The organism is Amycolatopsis circi (genome assembly GCF_003385235.1).
GTDB lineage: Bacteria > Actinomycetota > Actinomycetes > Mycobacteriales > Pseudonocardiaceae > Amycolatopsis > Amycolatopsis circi.
Genome location: NZ_PQIA01000010.1, coordinates 39,732 through 58,816, shown reverse-complemented (window position 1 = coordinate 58,816; position 19,085 = coordinate 39,732). Strand labels below are relative to the sequence as shown.

Below are 19,085 nucleotides of genomic sequence, written 5' to 3'. Positions count from 1 at the left end.
CGGGAACGCGTCAACATCGTGCGTCCCGGCCGTCTTCGATCAGTCGGCCACGTCCAGCGCGGCCTGGATAATGCTGTCCGTGTCAATGCCGTGATGCCGGTACACGCTCTCCAGGTCCCCGGACTGCCCGAACCGCGTCACACCGAGATGCGCCGCCCGCACGCGGTGGACGTTCGCCAGGAACGCCAGCGTGTGCGGGTGCCCGTCAAGGACCGTCACCATCGGCGCGGACCGTTCGGACGGCAGCGCCGACTCCAGGATCCACGTATCGGCCGTGTCCTGCCCCGCCCGCGCCTGCACTGCGCGGAACAGCAGGCCGGGGCTCGTCACGCACACCACGTCGGCGTGCTTGCCCAGCGCGTCCAGCCGGTCGGCGGCTTCCAGCGCCTCGGTGACCATCGCGCCCATCGTCACCAGCGTGACGTCCGGCCGCGCCACCGCGGCGGTGCGGATCGGGTACGCGCCCGCCACGACCTGACGACGGCGGCGTTCCCGCGCGGCCGGATCGGTCGGCACCGCAGCCAGGCTTTGGTCTACCGGGCGGGTCGACAGGCGGAGGTAGGCGGAAGTTCCGTCGGGGCGGCCGAGTCGCGACAGGGAAGCCAGCAGGGTCCACTCGACGTCCAAGGCGAACGCGGGTTCGTACGTCACGCAACCCGGCTGTTCCAGCCCGACCGACGGCGTGGTCACCGACTGGTGCGCACCGCCCTCGGGCGCGAGCGTGACACCGGACGGCGTACCGACCAAAATGGACTGTCCGCCGCCGTAGATGCCGAACGACCACGGCTCCAGCGCGCGCTCCACGAAGGGGTCGTAAAGCACCCCGATCGGCAGCAGCGGACGGCCCCAGCGCGACCACGTAGTGCCCAGTTCGCCGAGCGCGCTCACCAGGTTCACTTCGGCGATGCCCAGTTCCAGGTGCTGCCCGCTGGGCCGCTCGCGCCAGTGCAGGATCGTCTCCGGGTCGTCGGCGAACCAGTCGACGCGTTCCTGCGGCGACCACACGCCGACCTTGTTGACCCAGCCGCCGAGGTTGGTGCTGGACGAGACGTCCGGGCACAGCGTCACCACGCGTTCCGCCGCTTCGGGCGCCTCGCGGGTCAGGTCGAGCAGCGCGCGGCCGAGCGCGGCCTGCGTCGTCGTGCGGCCGGACGGCGTGCGGCCGATGTCGGACGGCAGGGCCGGGACCGGTTGCAGCTCAACGGTTTCCCGCTCCAGTCGCGTGGCTGTCGAAGCGCACAGCTCAGCGGCCGCGGAGCCGTCGGCGAACTTCTGCCACGGGCTGTCCGGCGAGATTCCGACGCGTTCGGCCAGCGAACCCAGCTGCTCGGCGGTCAGCAGCGACGAGTGGTTCTGCGGATGCCCTTCGCTGGCGAGACCGAATCCCTTGACGGTGTAAGCGAAAACGACAGTCGGCCGGTGGTCGTCGATGGCGTCGAACGTGTCCAGCAGCGCGGGCAGGTCGTGGCCGCCGAGGTTGCGGATCGCGGCGTGCAGCGTGTCGTCGTCGAGGGTGTCCAGCAGCGGGGCAAGCTCCGGCGTCGTCAGGCGTTCGCGCAGCTGCGCCGGGGTGCAGCGGAGAAGCCGCTGGTACTCCGGGTTCGACATTTCGTCGATCCGCGTACGCAACGCCGAGCCGCCGGGACGCTCGAACAGATCCTGCAGCAGCCGCCCGTACTTCACGGTCAGCACCTGCCAGCCGGCCGCCTCGAACATGCCCTGCAGCCGGGTCGCGCCGATGTTCGGCACCACGCGGTCCAGCGATTGCCGGTTCAGGTCGACGATCCAGACAACCTCGCCCAGTTCGGCCACGTTCGGGTCGAGGATCGCTTCCCAGCACGCGCCCTCGTCCAGTTCCGCGTCGCCGACCAGCGAGTACTGCCGTCCGGTGCCCGCGCCGCCGCCGTGCGATTCGACGTAGCGCCGCGCCAGCGCGCCCCAGATCGGGGCGGTCGCGCCGATGCCGACGGAACCGGTCGAGTAGTCGACGCGGTCCGGGTCCTTCGACCGCGACGGGTAGCTCTGCAGGCCGCCGAACTCGCGCAGCGTCGTCAGGTACTTCTCGTCGAGATCGCCGAGCAAGTAGTTGATCGCGTGCAGCACGGGGGAGGCGTGCGGCTTCACCGAAACGCGGTCCTCGGCGCGCAGCCGGGCGAACCACAGCGCGGTCATGATCGACACCATCGAGGCGCTGGACGCCTGGTGCCCGCCGACCTTGAGCCCGGTCGGATTGGGCCGCACGCGGTTCGCGTGGTCGATGATCGCGGTCGACAGCCACAGCACCCGGTCCTGCACCTCGCGCAGGACGGTCACCGTGTCGTTGTCCGGAAGGCGTTCGGGGGCGGCGCTGCTCACGACGAATCGGACCTTTCTTGGGCGGAAAGTTCAGGCCAGTCCAGCAGAGCTGGGTAGGGTGCACAACAAGCGCGCTCAACATTGCGCAGAACGCCCAAGACAGCACCGCACGGTGCGGAGAGGACTGCGCAGCATGCCCAGCACTCAACGGCTCGACGCCACCGACGCCCGGATCCTGCTCGCGCTCGGCCGCACCCCGCGGGCGACCGCGGTCGCGCTGGCCGACGAACTGGGCCTGTCCCGCAACACCGTGCAGAGCCGCCTCGCCCGTCTCGAACAGGGCGACGCGCTGCGCTCGGCCGAACACCGGATCGACCCGGCCGCGCTCGGCTACCCGCTCACCGCGTTCGTGACCGTGCAGGCGCGGCAACGGCTGCTGGACGAGGTCGGCCGCGCGCTCGCCGCGGTTCCGGAAGTGCTGCAGGTCCGCGGATTGACCGGCGCGCAGGACCTCCTGGTGCACGTGGTCGCGACGGACGCGGACGACCTGTACCGGATCGCCGGGGAAATCCTGGAGATCCCCGGCGTCGAGCGCACCAACAACGCGCTCGTCATGCGCGAGATGGTGCCCTACCGCCTCACCCCGCTGCTCGATCGCGCCGCCCAGCGCTGAAACTCACGGCTGGTCGTCGGCCGCACGCTCGCGTCGGCGCTGCAGCATGGCCCGGTGCGCCCAGACCAGCAGCGGCGCGGCGAGCAGGCCCCACAGGAACCACCCGGTGTCCCCGGCCATCAGGCCGAACACGAGCATCAGCAGGACTGTCGCCTCGGCGAGCACGAGGATCTGCTGCCACCGCCGGGACTGCGCGGGCAGCACGCCTTGGCTCAGCGTCGCGGCGAACACGGGGTCGCTCGCGGCGAGTTCCTCTTCGATCTTCCGCAGGGCGCTGCGGTCGCGATGGGGCAGCATGATCCCCTCCTCGGGCAGGACGGGCCGGTGATCGCTCAGGTACCAGTGGAGTACCCGCCCCGGGGCGCCGTCAAGCCCGGGTTTTCGCGGGAATGATCCGCTGGCCCGGAGGCCGTTGCAAACTGAAACACGTTCTAATAACGTGCCCGGGGTGAGATACGGGATCGTGTTGTTCACCAGCGACCGGGGCATCTCCCCGGCGGCGGCCGCCCAGGCCGCGGAAGAGGCCGGATTCGCGACGTTCTACGTGCCCGAGCACACCCACATCCCGATCCGGCGGGACGCCCCGCACCCCCGGACCGGCGACTCCTCGCTTCCCGACGACCGCTACCTGCGCACGCTCGACCCGTGGGTCGCGCTGGCCAGCGCGGTGCCGGTGACCTCGACGATCCGGCTGGCGACCGCGGTGGCGCTGCCGGTGGAGAGCGATCCGATCACGCTCGCCAAGACCGTCGCGACGCTGGACCACCTGTCCGGCGGCCGGGTCACGCTCGGCGTCGGGTTCGGCTGGAACACCGACGAACTCGCCGACCACGGCGTGCCCGGGAAGCGGCGGCGCACCGCGCTGCGCGAGTACCTCGAGGCGATGCGCGCGCTGTGGACCGAGGAAGAGGCGAGCTACGCGGGCGAGTTCGTGGAGTTCGGGCCGAGCTGGGCGTGGCCGAAACCGGTGCAGCCCAAGGTGCCGGTGGTCGTCGGCGCGGGCGGGACGGAGCGCACGTTCCGCTGGATCGCGCGCCACAGCGACGGCTGGCTCACCACGCCAGCGGAAGGCGACATCACCGGGAAAGTCGCGCAGTTGCGGGAAATCTGGCGCGAGGAAGGCCGCGAAGGCGAGCCGGAGGTGATCGCGCTCGGCCCGCGCCCGGTTCCGGAAGAGCTGGCCAAGATCGAGGAGGCGGGCGTGACCGAGGTCGTGTTCGGCCTGCCGGACCGCTCGGCGGGCGAGGTCGAAGCGTGGCTGGACCGGCTCGCCGGGAAGCTCGGGCAGCTGGCCGGAGCATGACGGCGTCCACTTCGGACCGCATCCCCAGGAACTTGAGTCGCGCGGCCTCAGCCCGCTGACCGTCCACAAAGGACGCCAGTGTCGCCGAAATGCCCGGTTGATGCCCATATCACCGTTCCCATGGTCCTGTGAGCGCACCCCTCGAGGGACTCTGATGCCAGGGACTTAATGCGGCGCGGCGGGTGCGCGGCGGGGTGCGCTGTCCGTGAGGGGAACCCTGAGGGACTCAGAGTCCCTCAGGGTTCCCCTCACGGACACGAGCAAGCGGCCGCGAGGGCATGGGGCGGGCGTTTCGGCGAGGTTGGCGTCCTTGTGGACGGTTGGCAATGCCGCGGTCGCACGGCCTAAGTCCCTGGCATCGACTCTGATTCCCTCAGGGGCCCCTCGCGGACAGCAAGCCCCGCGCCGAGCCGCCTTGGTCCCGCAATCCCTGCGACCAAGGCAGGCATGCCCCAAACCGCACCCGTGGCACCGCCTTGAGTTCCCGGCATTGCCGCTTCGGACCGCGCTACCTCCGTTGGTATGGACCTGCGCGCTGAAATAGCGGAAAGCGCCTGAACGGGTGAACTGAGCCGCCGCGCGTCATTCCTGGAGCGGCCTTCCCTCTTGTTTCGTGTGGCGGTGACCGGCCGGCACGCCCCCCGACCGGCCGGTCACCGCTTCGCCCGTCTGCGGCGGCGAGGCGAATGGCGCCGCGCGGCGCCGCCCGGGACACTGGTCCGGTGCGCATTCCCGTCCCCCGGACCGAAACGTGACCCCCGAACTGGCCGAACTGGCCGCCGCCCACGGAGTCTCCACCCGCTACGAAAACGCCGACCAAGTCGAAGTGCAGGTCGATCCTGACGTCGTGATCGCCGTGTTGGCGCAGCTCGACGTGGATGCCGGTACTCCACAAGCAATTCAGCGAGAATTGGCCGCGGTGCGGGAAGCCCGTGCCGCGCAGCCGTTGCCGCCGACTGTCGTGGTGCGCGCCGGGCAAGAACGCGAACTCGGCCGGGCCGCGACCGTCGAACTCGAAGACGGCACTGCGCGTGACGTCGGCGCCACACTTCCGGCTGACCTTCCGCTGGGCTGGCACGAGATCGTCACCGCTGAGCAACGGGTTTCGCTGGCGGTCGTCCCGGACCGGCTGCCCGCGGTGCCGCCCGCGTGGGGCTGGATGCTGCAGCTCTACGCGCTGCATTCCGAACAGTCGTGGGGGATGGGCGACTTCGGCGATCTCGCCGAGATGGCGTCCCGGTCGGCCGCCGAACTGGGCGCGGGCGTGCTGCTCGTCAACCCGGTGCAGGCGATCAGTCCGGCCCACCCGGTCGAACGGTCGCCCTACTCGCCGTCCAGCCGCCGGTTCGCGAACCCGCTGTACCTGCGGGTCACCGACACCGAGGCGTTCGCCCGCGCCGACGAAGACACCCGGCAGCAGGTACGAGCGCTAGCTCCGGATCCGATCGGCGAGCTGATTGATTACGACGCCGTGTGGACCGCCAAACGCGCCGCGCTGGAACTGCTGCGCCCGTACCATCCGCATCCGATCGAATTGGACGACGACCTTCGCGATTTCGCCGCGTTCGGCGCGCTCGCCGAGGTGCACGGCAGCGACTGGCGCGAGTGGCCCGAGCCGTTGCGCGATCCCGGCAGCGCCGAGGTGGCCGCCGCGCGCGAGGAGCTGGCCGAGCGGATCGAGTTCCACGGCTGGCTTCAGCAGCTCTGCCACGAGCAGCTCGACAACGTCCGCCGCGCCGCGCGGGAAGCGGGCATGCCGGTCGGCGTCGTGCACGATCTGCCGGTCGGGGTGCATCCCGGCGGCGCGGACACCTGGGCGCTGCGGAACGTGTTCGCCGCGCGGGTGCGGGTCGGCGCGCCGCCGGACGCGTTCAACCAGCAGGGCCAGGACTGGAATCTGCCGCCGTGTCGGCCGGATCGGCTCGCCGAAGCCGGGTACGCGCCCTTCCGCGACGTCGTGCGCGGCGTGTTGCGGCACGCCGACGGCATCCGCGTGGACCACGTCGCCGGAATGTGGCGGCTGTGGTGGATTCCGCCGGGCGAACCGGCTGGTCGCGGCACGTACGTGCACTACGACGCCGAAGCGATGCTCGGCGTGCTCGCGCTGGAAGCGCACCGCGCGGGCGCGGTCGTGGTGGGGGAGGACCTCGGCACCGTCGAGGACACCGTCACCGAAACCATGCACGAACGCGGCCTGCTCAGCTCCGCCGTGCTGTGGTTCCAGCGCGATTGGGACGCGCCGGGCAAGCCGTTCGTCCGCCCGGACCGCTGGGATCCGGACGCGATGGCGAGTATTTCCACGCACGACCTGCCGACGGTGTCCGGCTGGCTCGCCGCCGAGCACGTCCGCGTGCGAGCCGAACTCGGCCAGCTCGACCGGCCGGTGGAGCAGGAGTACGCCGAAGCGGCGGCCGAGCGGGCGGCATTGCTCGAACTGGTTGCCGGCGAAGGAATTCCGGACGACGACTTGGTGGTCGCCTTGCACACGCTGCTCGCCTCGGCGGCGTCGCGGCTCGTGCTTACCGCACCGGCGGACGTCGTCGGCGAACGGCGCCAGCCGAATCTGCCGGGCACAGTGGATGAGTACCCTAACTGGCGCATCCCGCTTCCCGTCACTGTCGACGGGTTCTTCGCCGACCCGCGGGTGCGGGCGGCGGTCGCCCCGCTCGCCGCGGCCCGCCCGTTGCGCTGAAACACCCGAAAAGCCCGTCCGGACAACGAAAACCGATGCCCAAGGAGAAGCCCTGTGCGGCCCTGGCCCGGAAAGCCCTACCCGCTCGGCGCGACCTACGACGGCGTGGGGACGAACTTCGCGCTGTTCTCCGAGGTCGCCGAGCACGTCGATCTCTGCCTGTTCGACGACGAGGGCAACGAAACCCGCTCGCGGCTGGAAGAGGTCGACGGCTTCGTCCACCACGGCTACCTGCTCGGCGTCGGCCCCGGGCAGCGGTACGGATTCCGCGTGCACGGACCGTACGATCCGAGCCGCGGCGAGCGCTGCAACCCGAGCAAGCTGCTGATCGACCCGTACGCCAAGGCGTTGTCGCGCGGCGTCGACTGGTCCGAAGCGCTCTTCAGCTACCGCTTCGACGACCCGGAACAGCTCAACGAGGACGATTCCGCCGGCCACGTGCCGTATTCGCTGGTGGTCAGCCCGTTCTTCGACTGGGCCAACGATCGCGCGCCGCGGGTGCCGTACCACGAAACCGTGATCTACGAGACGCACGTGCGCGGCATGACGATGACGCATCCGTTCGTGCCCGAGCGGCTGCGCGGCACGTACGCCGGGCTGGCGCATCCGGCGATCGTCGAGCACCTGCAGAAACTCGGCGTGACCACAGTGGAGCTGATGCCGGTGCACCAGTTCGTCACCGACCACGGCCTCGACGAAAAGGGCCTGCGCAACTACTGGGGCTACAACACGATCGGGTACTTCGCCCCGCATGACGGATACGCCGCGATGCAGGGCCAGGGCGGGCAGGTGCAGGAGTTCAAGGGCATGGTCCGCGCCCTGCACGAGGCCGGCATCGAGGTGATCCTCGACGTGGTTTACAACCACACCGCCGAGGGCAACCACCTCGGCCCGACGCTGTCCATGCGCGGCATCGACAACGAGGCGTACTACCGCCTGGTCGAGGACGATCCGCAGTACTACATGGACTACACCGGCACCGGGAACTCGCTCAACGTGCGCAGCCCGCACACGCTGCAGCTGATCATGGATTCGCTGCGGTACTGGGTGACCGAGATGCACGTGGACGGCTTCCGGTTCGACCTCGCCTCCGCGCTGGCCCGCGAGTTCTACGACGTCGACCGGCTGTCGACGTTCTTCGACCTCGTGCAGCAGGACCCGATCGTGAGCCAGGTGAAGCTGATCGCCGAACCGTGGGACGTCGGGCCGGGCGGGTACCAGGTCGGGAACTTCCCGCCGTTGTGGACGGAGTGGAACGGACAGTTCCGCGACACCGTGCGCGATTTCTGGCGCGGCGAACCGTCCACCCTGGGCGAATTCGCGTCGCGCATCACGGGTTCGTCGGATCTGTACCAGGACGACGGCCGCCGCCCGTTCGCGTCGATCAACTTCGTCACCGCGCACGACGGCTTCACGCTCGCCGATCTGGTGTCCTACAACGAAAAGCACAACGAGGCCAACGGCGAGGACAACCGCGACGGCGCGGACGACAACCGCTCGTGGAACTGCGGCGTCGAGGGTCCGACCGACGACGACGAGGTGCTCGCGCTGCGCGCCCGGCAGCAGCGGAACCTGCTCGCGACACTGCTGCTGTCGCAGGGAGTGCCGATGCTGCTGCACGGCGACGAACTCGGCCGCACCCAGCAGGGCAACAACAACGCCTACTGCCAGGACACCGAGCTGTCGTGGATGGACTGGGAACTCGCGACGGAGAACTCCGGCCTGATCGAGTTCACCGCCGCGCTGACCGCGTTCCGCAAGGCGCATCCGGTGTTCCGCCGCCGCCGGTTCTTCCAGGGCAAGCCGGTGCGCAAGGGGGAGGAGCTGGGCGACATCGCCTGGTTCACCCCGGCCGGCGAGGAGATGACCGAGCAGAACTGGGACGACGCGTTCGGCAAGTCGGTGGTGATTTTCCTGAACGGGGAAGGGATTCCGGACCTCGACCCGCGCGGGATGCCGGTGTCCGACAATTCGTTCCTGCTCGCGTTCAACGCGCACTGGGAGGACATCGCGATGACCCTGCCGGGCAACGGCTACGGTCGCGAATGGACAGTCGTGGTCGACACCGAGACCGGCGCCGTCGGGAAGTCCGGGATCGAGCCGGTCGAAGGCGGCGGCAAGTTCACGCTGGCCGCGCGTTCGCTGGTCGTGCTGCAGCGCACCGCCAAGGAGGGCGAATGAGCGTGCCGTCCTCGACGTACCGGGTGCAGCTGCGGCCGGAGTTCGGCTTCGCGGAGGCCGCCGGGATCGTGGACTACTTGCACGAATTGGGCATCGGCGCGCTGTACGGATCGCCGATGCTCGACGCGACGCCCGGGTCCACGCATGGCTATGACGTCACCGATCCGACGCGTGCCCGGGGCGAATTGGGCGGCGAAGAAGCGCGAAAGGCGTTGTCCGCGCGGCTGAAGGACGCCGGGCTCGGGTTCGTCGTGGACATCGTGCCGAACCACATGTCCGTCGAGGTGCCGAAGGCGAACCAGTGGTGGTGGGACGTGCTGCGGAACGGCCGGGAATCGCCGTACGCACCGTTCTTCGACATCGACTGGAGCCGTGGACGGTTGCTGTTGCCAGTCCTCGGCGAGGACGGCGACGAGCTGACCGTCGAGGGTGACGAGCTGGTCTACTACGACCATCGGTTCCCGATCGCTCCCGGAACCGGCGACGGCACGCCCGCCGACGTGCACGCGCGCCAGCATTACGAGCTGGTCGGCTGGCGGCGCGGCAACCGGGAGCTGAACTACCGGCGGTTCTTCGACATCACGAACCTGGCCGCGGTCACCGTGGAGCGGCCGGAGGTGTTCGCCGAGACGCACGGCGAGGTGCTGCGCTGGGTGTCCGACGGCGACGTCACCGGCCTGCGCGTGGACCATCCGGACGGGCTCGCCGACCCCGGCGGCTACTTCCGGCGGCTCCGCGAGGGCGCGCCCGGGGCGTGGCTGGTGGCGGAGAAGATCCTGCACCCGGGCGAGGCGCTGCCGCAGAGCTGGCCGGTCGACGGGACCACCGGGTACGACGCGCTGCGCGAGATCACCGGCGTCTTCGTGGACCCGGCCGCCGGCTCGGTGTTCACCCGGCTTGCCGCCGAGCAAGGCGTGCGCACCGACTACCACGCGGTCGAGGAGCGCGCGCGGCGCTTGGTGACCGACGGGATCCTGGTCGCCGAGGTGCACCGGATCGCCGCGCTGCTTCAAGGCGTCGATGCCGACGCGGCCCGCGCTGCCGTGGCCGAGGTGATGATCGCGTTCCCGGTCTACCGTTCCTATCTCCCCGAAGGCTCCGGGCATTGGGCGACCGCCGTCGCACGGGCGCGCAAGCGGCGGCCCGAACTGGCCCCGGCGCTCGACGCGCTGGACAGCCAGGTGCGCGGCGCGCCGGACGGCGAGCTGGCGACCCGGATCCAGCAGACGTCCGGCATGGTCGTCGCGAAGGGCACCGAGGACACGACGTTCTACCGGTTCACCCGGTTCGCCGCGCTGAACGAGGTCGGCGGCAACCCGGACCGATTCGGCTTGAGCACCGGGGAATTCCACACGCTGGCCGCGGGGCGGGCGGCCGCGGCCCCGGCCACGATGACCACGCTGACCACTCACGACACGAAGCGGTCCGAGGACACCCGCGCCCGGATGGCCGCGCTGTCGGAGGTCGCGGACGAGTTCGCCGTCGCGGTGCGCCGCTGGACCGCCGCGCGCGGGATCGACGAGCCCGCGCTGAATCTCCTGGCGTGGCAGACGCTGGTGGGTGCGTGGCCGATCTCGCCGGAACGGTTGCGCGACTACCTCGACAAGGCCGCGAAGGAAGCGAAACTCCGCACCTCCTGGACGGACCACGACGAGGAGTTCGAGCGCTCCGTCGCCGAGTGGCCGTCCGCAGTGCTCGGCGACGCTGACTTGGCGGCGGACGTCGAGTGTTTCGTCAAGCGCGTGCGCGGCGCGGGCTGGGCGAATTCGCTGGGGCAGAAGCTGGTGCAGCTGGCCGGGCCCGGCGTGCCGGACGTCTACCAGGGCACCGAGCTGTGGGACTGCTCGCTGGTCGACCCGGACAACCGCCGCGAGGTCGACTACGACGTCCGGCGCTCCCTGCTCGAACGCATCCAGGCTGGCGAGGCTCCGGAGATCGACGAGACCGGCGCGGCGAAACTGCTGGTGGTGCACCGCGCGCTGACCCTGCGCCGAGACCGGCCGGAACTCTTCACCGGGTACCGGCCGTTGCACGCGGAAGGCGTTGCGGCAGAACACCTTCTGGCCTTCGAACGCGGTGCTGACCTGACCGTGGCGGTCACGCGGCTGTCGCTGGGGCTGGACCGCGCGGGCGGCTGGCGCGACACCGTTTTGCCGCTGCGCGCTGGAGAGTGGACCGACGTGCTGACTGGTCGCGGAGTAGGCGACAAACCGCTGGCCGCCGAACTTTTCCGGAGGTACCCCGTGGCTTTGCTGGTGCGCTCGTGAGTGGCAATGCCGGTTCTAACCGGGATAAACACTCACGAGGTTTCACCGTATGGGCCCCCTCTGCCGAACGCGTCCGCATCCATGTAGACGGCGTCACCCACGAGATGGCCCCTGCCGCCGACGGCTGGTGGCAGGCCGACGTCACCGGCACCGACTACGCCTTCCTGCTCGGCGACGACGACCGTCCGCTGCCGGACCCGCGCTCGCTGCGCCAGCCGAACGGCGTGCACGAAGCGTCGCGCGTCTACGACCATTCGGCGTTCGAGTGGACCGACCAGTCGTGGACCGGACGGCAGCTGCCCGGCGGGGTGGTCTACGAGCTGCATGTCGGCACCTTCACCGAGGCAGGCACGTTCGACGCGGTCATCGACCGGCTCGGGCACTTGGTCGACCTCGGCGTCACGCACGTCGAACTGCTGCCGGTGAACTCCTTCGACGGCACCGCGGGCTGGGGTTACGACGGAGTGCTGTGGGGCGCGGCGCACGAACCGTACGGCGGTCCCGACGGGCTGAAACGCCTGGTCGACGCCTGTCACGCACGCGGGCTCGCCGTGGTGCTCGACGTCGTCTACAACCACCTCGGCCCGTCCGGCGCCTACCTCGACCGGTTCGGCCCGTACTTCGCCGGCAGCACCGACTGGGGCGCCGGGCTGAACCTCGACGGCCCCGGTTCCGACGAAGTCCGCCGCTACGTCCTCGACAACGCTCTGGGCTGGCTGCGCGATTTCCACCTCGACGGCCTGCGCCTGGACGCTGTGCATGCCCTGGTCGACAAACGCGCCGTGCATCTGCTGGAGGAACTGGCCACCGAGGTCGAGGCGCTCTCGGCGGCCCTGAACCGACCGCTGACCTTGATCGCCGAATCCGATCAGAACGACCCGAAGCTCGTCACCACCCGTGACGCTGGCGGCTACGGCCTGCACGCGCAGTGGTCCGACGACCTGCATCACGCGCTGCACGTCCGGCTCACCGGCGAAACCACCGGCTACTACACCGACTTCGCTGAGCCCGGCGCGCTGGCCAAGACCCTGCGGGAGGCGTTCTTCCACGCCGGGACCTGGTCGTCGTTCCGCTCCCGCACGCACGGCCGCCCGCTCGACCGGCGCGTCACCCCCGGGCACCGGTTCCTGGCCTACCTGCAGGACCACGACCAGATCGGCAACCGCGCGACGGGCGACCGGCTGTCCGCGACCGTGTCGCCCGGCCTGCTGGCCTGCGGTGCCGCGGTGGTGTTCTGCTCGCCGTTCACGCCGATGCTGTTCATGGGCGAGGAGTGGGCCGCGGAGACGCCGTGGCAGTTCTTCGCGTCGTTCCCGGACCCGGAACTGGCCGAGGCCGTCCGCACCGGCAGGCGTCGCGAGTTCGGTCGCCACGGCTGGGGCGAAACGGACGTCCCGGACCCGATGGACCCGGCCACCGTCGCCCGCTCGCGGCTCGACTGGTCGGAACCGGGCAAACCGGGCCACCGGGAGATCCTCGGCCTGTACCGGACGCTGATCCGCCTTCGCCGGGAACACCCGGAGCTGGCCGACCCGAGGCTGGACCGGGTGGTCGTGGAGACCGCGCCGGACGATGCGTGGCTGATCCTGCACCGCGGCGGCCTGCGGCTGGCGTGCAACTTCGGGGCGAAGCCGGCCGAGCTTCCGGTGGCGGGGGAGGTGCTGGCTTCGTGGGGGAATCCCGAGGTCGGCGGCGACGCGACGGTGTTGCCCGCGGAGTCGTTCGTGCTGGTCGCTACCCGCTGACCTCGGGGTAGCGGCGGAGCATCGCCGTCAGCGCCTCGGCCAGCCGGTCGCGAAGCTGTTGCGGCTCAACGACTTCCGCCAACGGGCCAAGCCGCAGAAGATCATGGACGGCTTGGCCGGGCTGCTCGATCGGAACGACCACGCGGGTCCAGCCGTCCGCTTCGACCATGCCGCCCTCTGCTGCGCGGGCGATGGCCGGTTCGGCGAGCTGGGACAGCAGCCGCATTCCCTCCGGCGACAGCCGCAGCACCGCCGCGCCCTGGTGCCGTCGAGCGTCGAAGTCCTCCAGGTAGTCCGCCCAGTAGCGGCCCAGATCGAAGTCTTCGGCCCGCTCGAAGGTCTCCTCCAGCAGCGCCGCCTCGACGATCCGCGCCACCCGGTAAGTCCGGAACTCCCCGGAACGCCGCGCGACCAGGTACCACTGACCGGCCTTGAGCACCACGCCGTGCGGCTCGACGGGCCGCGTCGCTTCGTGCGGCGCGGTCCAGCGCTGATACCGGATCCGGACGCGACGTTGCTGCCACACCGCGTCCGATACCGTCGGCAACTGCGGCGTGGCGTCGGCGCCGTGGTACCAGGACGCCGCGTCCAAATGGAACCGCTCGCGGACCCGGTCGGCGTGGGACCGCAGTTCGGCGGGCAGCGCGGCCAGCAGCTTGCGCTCCGTGTTCGCGACGACCGGCCCGAGACCGAGCCCGGAAGCCGCGGCGGGCAGGCCGGTGAGGAAGAGCGCTTCGGCCTCCTGCCTGGTCAGGCCGGTCAGCTGGGTGCGGTACCCGTCGACCAGCCGGTATCCGCCGTCGTGGCCGGGCTCGCCGTACACCGGGATCCCGGCCGCGCTGAGAGCTTCGATGTCGCGGTAGATGGTGCGCGGGGTCACCTCCAGCCGGGCGGCCAGGTCGTCCGCGGTCCTAGGCTGGCGGGCCTGCAGCAGCAACAGGATGGAGACGAGCCGGCTCGCACGCATAGGGATAGTGTCTTTGGCGCCGACTTCGTCGGCGCGGGCGGGATCGCCTTTAGGTCGGCGTCTGACGGAGCTGCGTACCCGGCCCGGGGGGCCGTGCACGCAGCTCCGTCAGACGCCGACGCGATCCCGCGTTGGGGGTGCGTGGGTGCGGGTGCGGACCTCTTCGGAGTCAGCTTTCAGCAGGTCAGAGCTACCGGCAAGGCTTCGCGACGGCCTTCGCGCTGAGGCTGACCGGCAGGGACGGGCTGATCTCGCAGCGCCACGTGTACGAGGACAGTCTCGCCGTCGAAAGCGCTTTCGGGGGCGCGCCCGGCCTGACCTCGGCCCGGAGCCGCCATCACCCCTGGTCATTACCCCTGCTCCGGGCAAGTTCAGCCAAGCGCCGGAGCCCGCCGCCGCCCCGGGTTTGAAAAGATCGGCGCATGGCACAGCGACCCGCATCCGACAACCAGGTCCTCGCCGGACGTCCGTTCCCGCTCGGCGCCCACCCGGAGGCAGGCGGCGTCCGGTTCGCGGTGACGTCCGCCGTCGCCGACGCGGTCGAGGTGTGCCTCATCGGCGACGACGGCTCCGAGCGGCGGATCGAGCTGACCGAACGCACGTTCGGCGTCTGGCACGGCCTCGTCCCGGGCGTCACGGTCGGGCAGCGCTACGGCTACCGCGTGCACGGCCCGTACGACCCGGCCCACGGCTACCGCTGCAATCCGGCCAAGCTCCTCGTCGACCCGTACGCGCGCCGGATCGACGGGAGGCTCGCCAGCCTGCACGCCGCGCAGGGCTTCACCGGCGACCCCGAGCGCGGTCCGATGTCCACTGTGGACTCGCTGGGCGCCGTGCCGCTGTCGGTCGTCGCCTCGCCGGGCGGGCAGGACACCGGGGGCAAACCCGAGGTGCCGTTCGAGGAGTCGGTGATCTGCGAACTGCACGTGAAGGGGTTCACCCAGCAGCATCCGTTCATCCCGGAGGCGCTGCGCGGCACGTACCTCGGCCTCGCGCACCCGGTCGCGATCGAGCACCTGACCCGGCTCGGCGTGACGACCGTCGAACTGCTGCCGGTGCACGCGTTCGCCGACGAGCCCGCGCTGATCCGCTCGGGACGGCACAACTACTGGGGCTACTCGCCGCTGGGCTACTTCGCGCCGCACGCCGGGTACGCGAGCGAGCCGGGCCGCGAGGTCGAGGAATTCCGCACGATGGTGGCGGCCCTGCACGCGGCCGGCATCGAGGTGCTGCTCGACGTCGTCTTCAACCACACTTGCGAAGGCGGCCCGGACGGCCCGACGCTCTCGCTGCGCGGCCTCGACGCCCCGGCGTACTACCTGCACACCCGCCGCGGCCACATGGCCGACCTGACCGGCTGCGGCAACACCCTCGACGCCGGTTCGCCGACGGTCGTCCGGCTCGTCACCGATTCGCTGCGGTACTGGACGCAGGAGATGGGCGTCGACGGCTTCCGCTTCGACCTGGCGAGCACGCTCGGCCGCCCGCGCGGCGAGATGTTCGACCGCGAGTCCATGATGCTCACCGCGATCACGACCGACCCGGTCCTGTCGCGCTGCAAGCTGATCGCCGAACCGTGGGACGCGACCGGCGAGGGCTACCGCGTCGGCGATTTCGGCGCGCAGTGGGCCGAGTGGAACGGCCGGTACCGCGACACCGTCCGCGATTTCTGGCGCGGAGCGACCGGCGTGCGAGACCTCGCGTACCGGCTGTCCGGCTCGTCCGATCTGTACGACCACAACCTGCGCCGCCCGTGGCAGTCGGTCAACTTCGTCACCGCGCACGACGGCTTCACGCTGCGGGACCTGGTGTCCTACAACGAAAAGCACAACGAGGCCAACGGCGAGGACAACCGCGACGGCACGAACGACAACCGCTCGTGGAACCACGGCGCGGAGGGCGAGACCGACGACGCGGCGATCGTCGCGCTGCGCACCCGCCAGGCCCGCAACCTGTTCGCGACGCTGCTGCTGTCCACCGGAACGCCGATGTTCACCGCGGGCGACGAGATGTGGCGGACCCAGCACGGCAACAACAACGCCTACTGCCTCGACGACGAAACGTCGTGGGTCGACTGGACCCCGACCGAGGCGTCGGAGCCGATGCTCGACTTCGCCCGCCGCGTGATCCGGCTGCGCGCGCACAGCCCGGCGCTGCGGCAGCCGGAGTTCTTCGAGGGCCGCACGACGGTCACCGGCAAGCCCGACCTCGTGTGGTTCCGCCCGGACGGCGAGGAGTTCGACGAGATCGACTGGTTCGACGAGGACCGCCGCACGCTCTGCATGTGGGTCGACGGGTCGAACAGCCAGGCGCGCAACCGCGAGGGTGCCCTCGTCACCGACCATTCGTGGCTGCTGGTGCTGCACGCGGGTGCCGAGCCGGCCGAGATCGTGCTGCCCGGCCCGGAGTACGGCGAGACTTTCAAGCCCACTTTGGACACGAGCACCGCGGACGGCACTCCGGCGCACCCCGGCGTGCTGGAGCCGAAGGCGCGGATCACGGTCGAGGCGCGGTCGCTGCTGTTGCTGCGCGCGCCGCGGGACACGGTAGAGATCCCGCAGCTGTAAGTCGGCGGCCGTACCGAGTCAACGAAGACCGAGTCCGAGAAGTCCGGACGCTCAACGTGATTGTCCGGGGCGCCATGCGGCATCCTGGCCTCAGCCGAACACCACCACCGCGAAGAAAACCTCGACGGCGGACCCGCACCGATACTCGCGGGTAATCACCGGAACGCGCCGCCGATTGTTAACGCAATTCGGCGCTCGTGTTGCGGGCGGGAGACGGGAATGCGTCCGGGAGTTCCGCCGAATGGGCGCGTTTCGCCCGACCGGGTGGCGGGAATTGCAGAAAAAGGCCCCGCTGTCAACGGCTTTGGAGGAATCAGGCACACTGACCGTGCTCGCGGAAGCACACTCCGACCACCCTCCCACCCACCGTGAAAAAGGGGCATTGCCATGACCGGCAGGCTCGGGATCGACGACGTCGCACCCATCGTCAGCTGCGGCCGATATCCGGCCAAAGCCGTTGCAGGCGAACATTTCCCCGTCACCGCCACGGTCTGGCGGGAGGGTCACGACGCCGTCGCCGCGACGGTCGCCTGGCGCGGTCCGGGCGACCGCGCCGCGCGCCAAACGCGGATGGCCGAACAGGGCCGGGGGCTCGACCGGTTCGGTGCGGTGATCGTGCCCGACGCCGAAGGCATGTGGACCTATCGGGTGGACGCGTGGAGCGATCCGTGGGCCACCTGGGAGCACGCGGTCGAGGTGAAGATCGCCGCCGGACAGGGGCCCGGCGAGCTGGCCAACGACCTGGAGAACGGGGCGCGGCTGCTCGACCGCGTGTCGCGCCGCCCGGAGCGCCGGGCCGAGCGCCCGCTGCTCGCCGGGGCCGCGGCCGCGCTGCGCGACGGCGAACGCGATCTCGCCGAGCGCGTCGGGCCGGCGCTCTCGCCCGAGGTCCGCCAGCTCATGCACGACTTCCCGGTGCGCGAGCTGATCACCAAGGGCCGCGTGCTGAAGCTGTGGGTCGACCGCAAGCGCGCCGCTTTCGGCTCCTGGTACGAATTCTTCCCGCGTTCCACCGGCGGGGTCGACGCGCAGGGCCGCGCCGTGCACGGCACCTTCGCCACCGCCGAGCGAGAGCTGGACCGCGTCGCGGGCATGGGCTTCGACGTCGTCTACCTGCCGCCGGTGCACCCCATCGGCCGGGTGAACCGCAAGGGCCCCAACAACACTCTCGACGCGACGCCGGACGACGTCGGCTCGCCGTGGGCGATCGGCGCGGACGAGGGCGGGCACGACGCGGTCCACCCGGAGCTGGGCACGATCGACGACTTCGACTCGTTCGTGGCGCGGGCGGAGGAACTCGGCCTCGAGGTCGCGCTCGACTTGGCGCTGCAGGCCGCCCCGGATCACCCGTGGGTGGTCAAGTACCCGGAGTTCTTCACGACCCGCCCGGACGGCACGATCGCGTACGCGGAGAACCCGCCGAAGAAGTACCAGGACATCTACCCGGTCAACTTCGACAACGACCCGCGCGGCATCTACGACGAGGTGCTGCGCGTCGTGCTGCACTGGGTGTCGCACGGGGTGCGGATCTTCCGGGTCGACAACCCGCACACCAAGCCGCCGGACTTCTGGGCGTGGCTGATCCAGTCGGTGAAGGACGCGCACCCGGACGTGCTGTTCCTCGCCGAGGCGTTCACCCGTCCGGCCCGGCTGTGGGGGCTGGCGAAGCTCGGCTTCACCCAGAGCTACACGTATTTCACCTGGCGCACCACGAAAGAAGAGCTGACCGAGTTCGGCACGGACCTCGTGGAGCACTGGGACCACGGCAGGCCGAACCTGTTCGTGAACACCCCCGACATCCTCCACGAATCGCTGCAGCACGGCGGTCCCGGCATGTTCGCGCTGCGGGCCGCGCTCGCAGCGACGATGGCGCCGACCTGGGGCGTGTACTCCGGCTACGAGCTGTTCGAATCCGAGGCGGTGCGGCCGGGCAGCGAGGAGTACCTCGACTCCGAGAAGTACCAGCTGCGCCCGCGCGATTTCGCCCGCGCGCTCGCCGAGGGCCGTACGCTCGAACCGTGGCTGACCCGGCTCAACGCCGTCCGCCGCGCGCACCCGGCGCTGCAGGGCATGCGGTCGCTGCGCTTCCACCACGTCGACAGCGAAGCGCTGCTGGCCTACTCCAAACAGGACCCGGCGACCGGCGACACGGTCGTCACGGTGGTGAACCTCGACCCGCACGGAGCGCACGAGGGCACGCTCTGGCTCGACCTGCCCGCGCTCGGCTTCGACTGGTCCGAGCGGCTCATCGCGCACGACGAGGTCACCGGCGAGACGTGGGACTGGGGCCAGGCGAACTTCGTCCGGCTCGAACCGTGGCGGGCGGTCGCGCACATCGTGGCGCTGCGCCGCAGGCTCGCGGCCTGACCCGACAGGTCGCCGGACAAGAAACCCC

At 70.5% G+C, this 19,085-nt stretch carries 11 protein-coding genes; 8 read left to right on the top strand and 3 right to left on the bottom strand.

What is annotated here, in order from left to right:
- Positions 1-39 precede the first annotated feature (39 nt).
- Positions 40-2,355 (bottom strand): transketolase-like TK C-terminal-containing protein, encoded by a 2,316-nt coding sequence (locus D0D37_RS05000; protein ID WP_116199329.1) that lies wholly within the window; start codon positions 2,353-2,355, stop codon positions 40-42.
- Positions 2,356-2,488: 133 nt separating this feature from the next.
- On the opposite strand from D0D37_RS05000, the gene D0D37_RS04995 reads away from it, so the two are divergent.
- Positions 2,489-2,968: an Lrp/AsnC family transcriptional regulator gene (locus D0D37_RS04995; protein WP_116199328.1), complete on the top strand. Its 480-nt coding sequence runs from the start codon at positions 2,489-2,491 to the stop codon at positions 2,966-2,968.
- Positions 2,969-2,971: 3 nt separating this feature from the next.
- Here D0D37_RS04995 and D0D37_RS46460 read toward each other — a convergent pair whose 3' ends face one another.
- Positions 2,972-3,265: a DUF3040 domain-containing protein gene (locus tag D0D37_RS46460; RefSeq protein WP_162834082.1), complete on the bottom strand. Its 294-nt coding sequence runs from the start codon at positions 3,263-3,265 to the stop codon at positions 2,972-2,974.
- A gap of 151 nt (positions 3,266-3,416) precedes the next feature.
- Here D0D37_RS46460 and D0D37_RS04985 point away from each other — a divergent pair, with 151 nt between their 5' ends.
- The 5 genes from D0D37_RS04985 (at position 3,417) to treZ (ending at position 13,156) form a co-directional block, all read left to right on the top strand.
- On the top strand, positions 3,417-4,271 hold the full coding sequence (locus tag D0D37_RS04985) for a TIGR03619 family F420-dependent LLM class oxidoreductase (protein WP_116199326.1): 855 nt from the start codon (positions 3,417-3,419) through the stop codon (positions 4,269-4,271).
- 751 nt (positions 4,272-5,022) lie between these two features.
- Positions 5,023-6,963 (top strand): 4-alpha-glucanotransferase, encoded by a 1,941-nt coding sequence (gene malQ / locus D0D37_RS04980; protein ID WP_116199325.1) that lies wholly within the window; start codon positions 5,023-5,025, stop codon positions 6,961-6,963.
- 54 nt (positions 6,964-7,017) lie between these two features.
- On the top strand, positions 7,018-9,144 hold the full coding sequence (gene glgX, locus D0D37_RS04975) for a glycogen debranching protein GlgX (RefSeq protein ID WP_116199324.1): 2,127 nt from the start codon (positions 7,018-7,020) through the stop codon (positions 9,142-9,144).
- Positions 9,141-11,411, top strand: a complete 2,271-nt coding sequence (gene treY / locus D0D37_RS04970) for a malto-oligosyltrehalose synthase (RefSeq protein WP_116199323.1) — start codon at positions 9,141-9,143, stop codon at positions 11,409-11,411. Before glgX (D0D37_RS04975) ends, treY begins: the two co-directional genes overlap by 4 nt.
- On the top strand, positions 11,408-13,156 hold the full coding sequence (gene treZ, locus D0D37_RS04965; protein WP_116199322.1) for a malto-oligosyltrehalose trehalohydrolase: 1,749 nt from the start codon (positions 11,408-11,410) through the stop codon (positions 13,154-13,156). The genes treY and treZ overlap by 4 nt, the downstream gene beginning before the upstream one ends.
- Here treZ and D0D37_RS04960 read toward each other — a convergent pair.
- On the bottom strand, positions 13,146-14,123 hold the full coding sequence (locus D0D37_RS04960; protein ID WP_116199321.1) for a helix-turn-helix transcriptional regulator: 978 nt from the start codon (positions 14,121-14,123) through the stop codon (positions 13,146-13,148). The genes treZ and D0D37_RS04960 overlap by 11 nt on opposite strands.
- Before the next feature lie 422 nt (positions 14,124-14,545).
- On the opposite strand from D0D37_RS04960, the gene glgX (D0D37_RS04950) reads away from it, so the two are divergent.
- Positions 14,546-16,690 carry a glycogen debranching protein GlgX gene (gene glgX, locus D0D37_RS04950; RefSeq protein WP_116199320.1) on the top strand — a complete coding sequence of 715 codons (2,145 nt, stop codon included), beginning with the start codon at positions 14,546-14,548 and terminating at the stop codon, positions 16,688-16,690.
- A gap of 387 nt (positions 16,691-17,077) precedes the next feature.
- The gene (locus D0D37_RS04945; RefSeq protein ID WP_116199319.1) at positions 17,078-19,057 is read left to right on the top strand and encodes an alpha-1,4-glucan--maltose-1-phosphate maltosyltransferase; all 1,980 of its coding nucleotides are present in this window, start codon (positions 17,078-17,080) and stop codon (positions 19,055-19,057) included.
- Positions 19,058-19,085: the final 28 nt, after the last annotated feature.

Excerpts from the sequence above, each read along its gene's own strand:
- D0D37_RS04995 (WP_116199328.1), top strand. The coding sequence starts at position 2,489 with ATGCCCAGCACTCAACGGCTCGACGCCACCGACGCCCGGATCCTGCTC.
- D0D37_RS46460 (WP_162834082.1), bottom strand. The coding sequence starts at position 3,265 with ATGCTGCCCCATCGCGACCGCAGCGCCCTGCGGAAGATCGAAGAGGAA.
- treY (WP_116199323.1), top strand. The coding sequence starts at position 9,141 with ATGAGCGTGCCGTCCTCGACGTACCGGGTGCAGCTGCGGCCGGAGTTC.
- D0D37_RS04960 (WP_116199321.1), bottom strand. The coding sequence starts at position 14,123 with ATGCGTGCGAGCCGGCTCGTCTCCATCCTGTTGCTGCTGCAGGCCCGC.
- glgX (WP_116199320.1), top strand. The coding sequence starts at position 14,546 with ATGGCACAGCGACCCGCATCCGACAACCAGGTCCTCGCCGGACGTCCG.
- D0D37_RS04945 (WP_116199319.1), top strand. The coding sequence starts at position 17,078 with ATGACCGGCAGGCTCGGGATCGACGACGTCGCACCCATCGTCAGCTGC.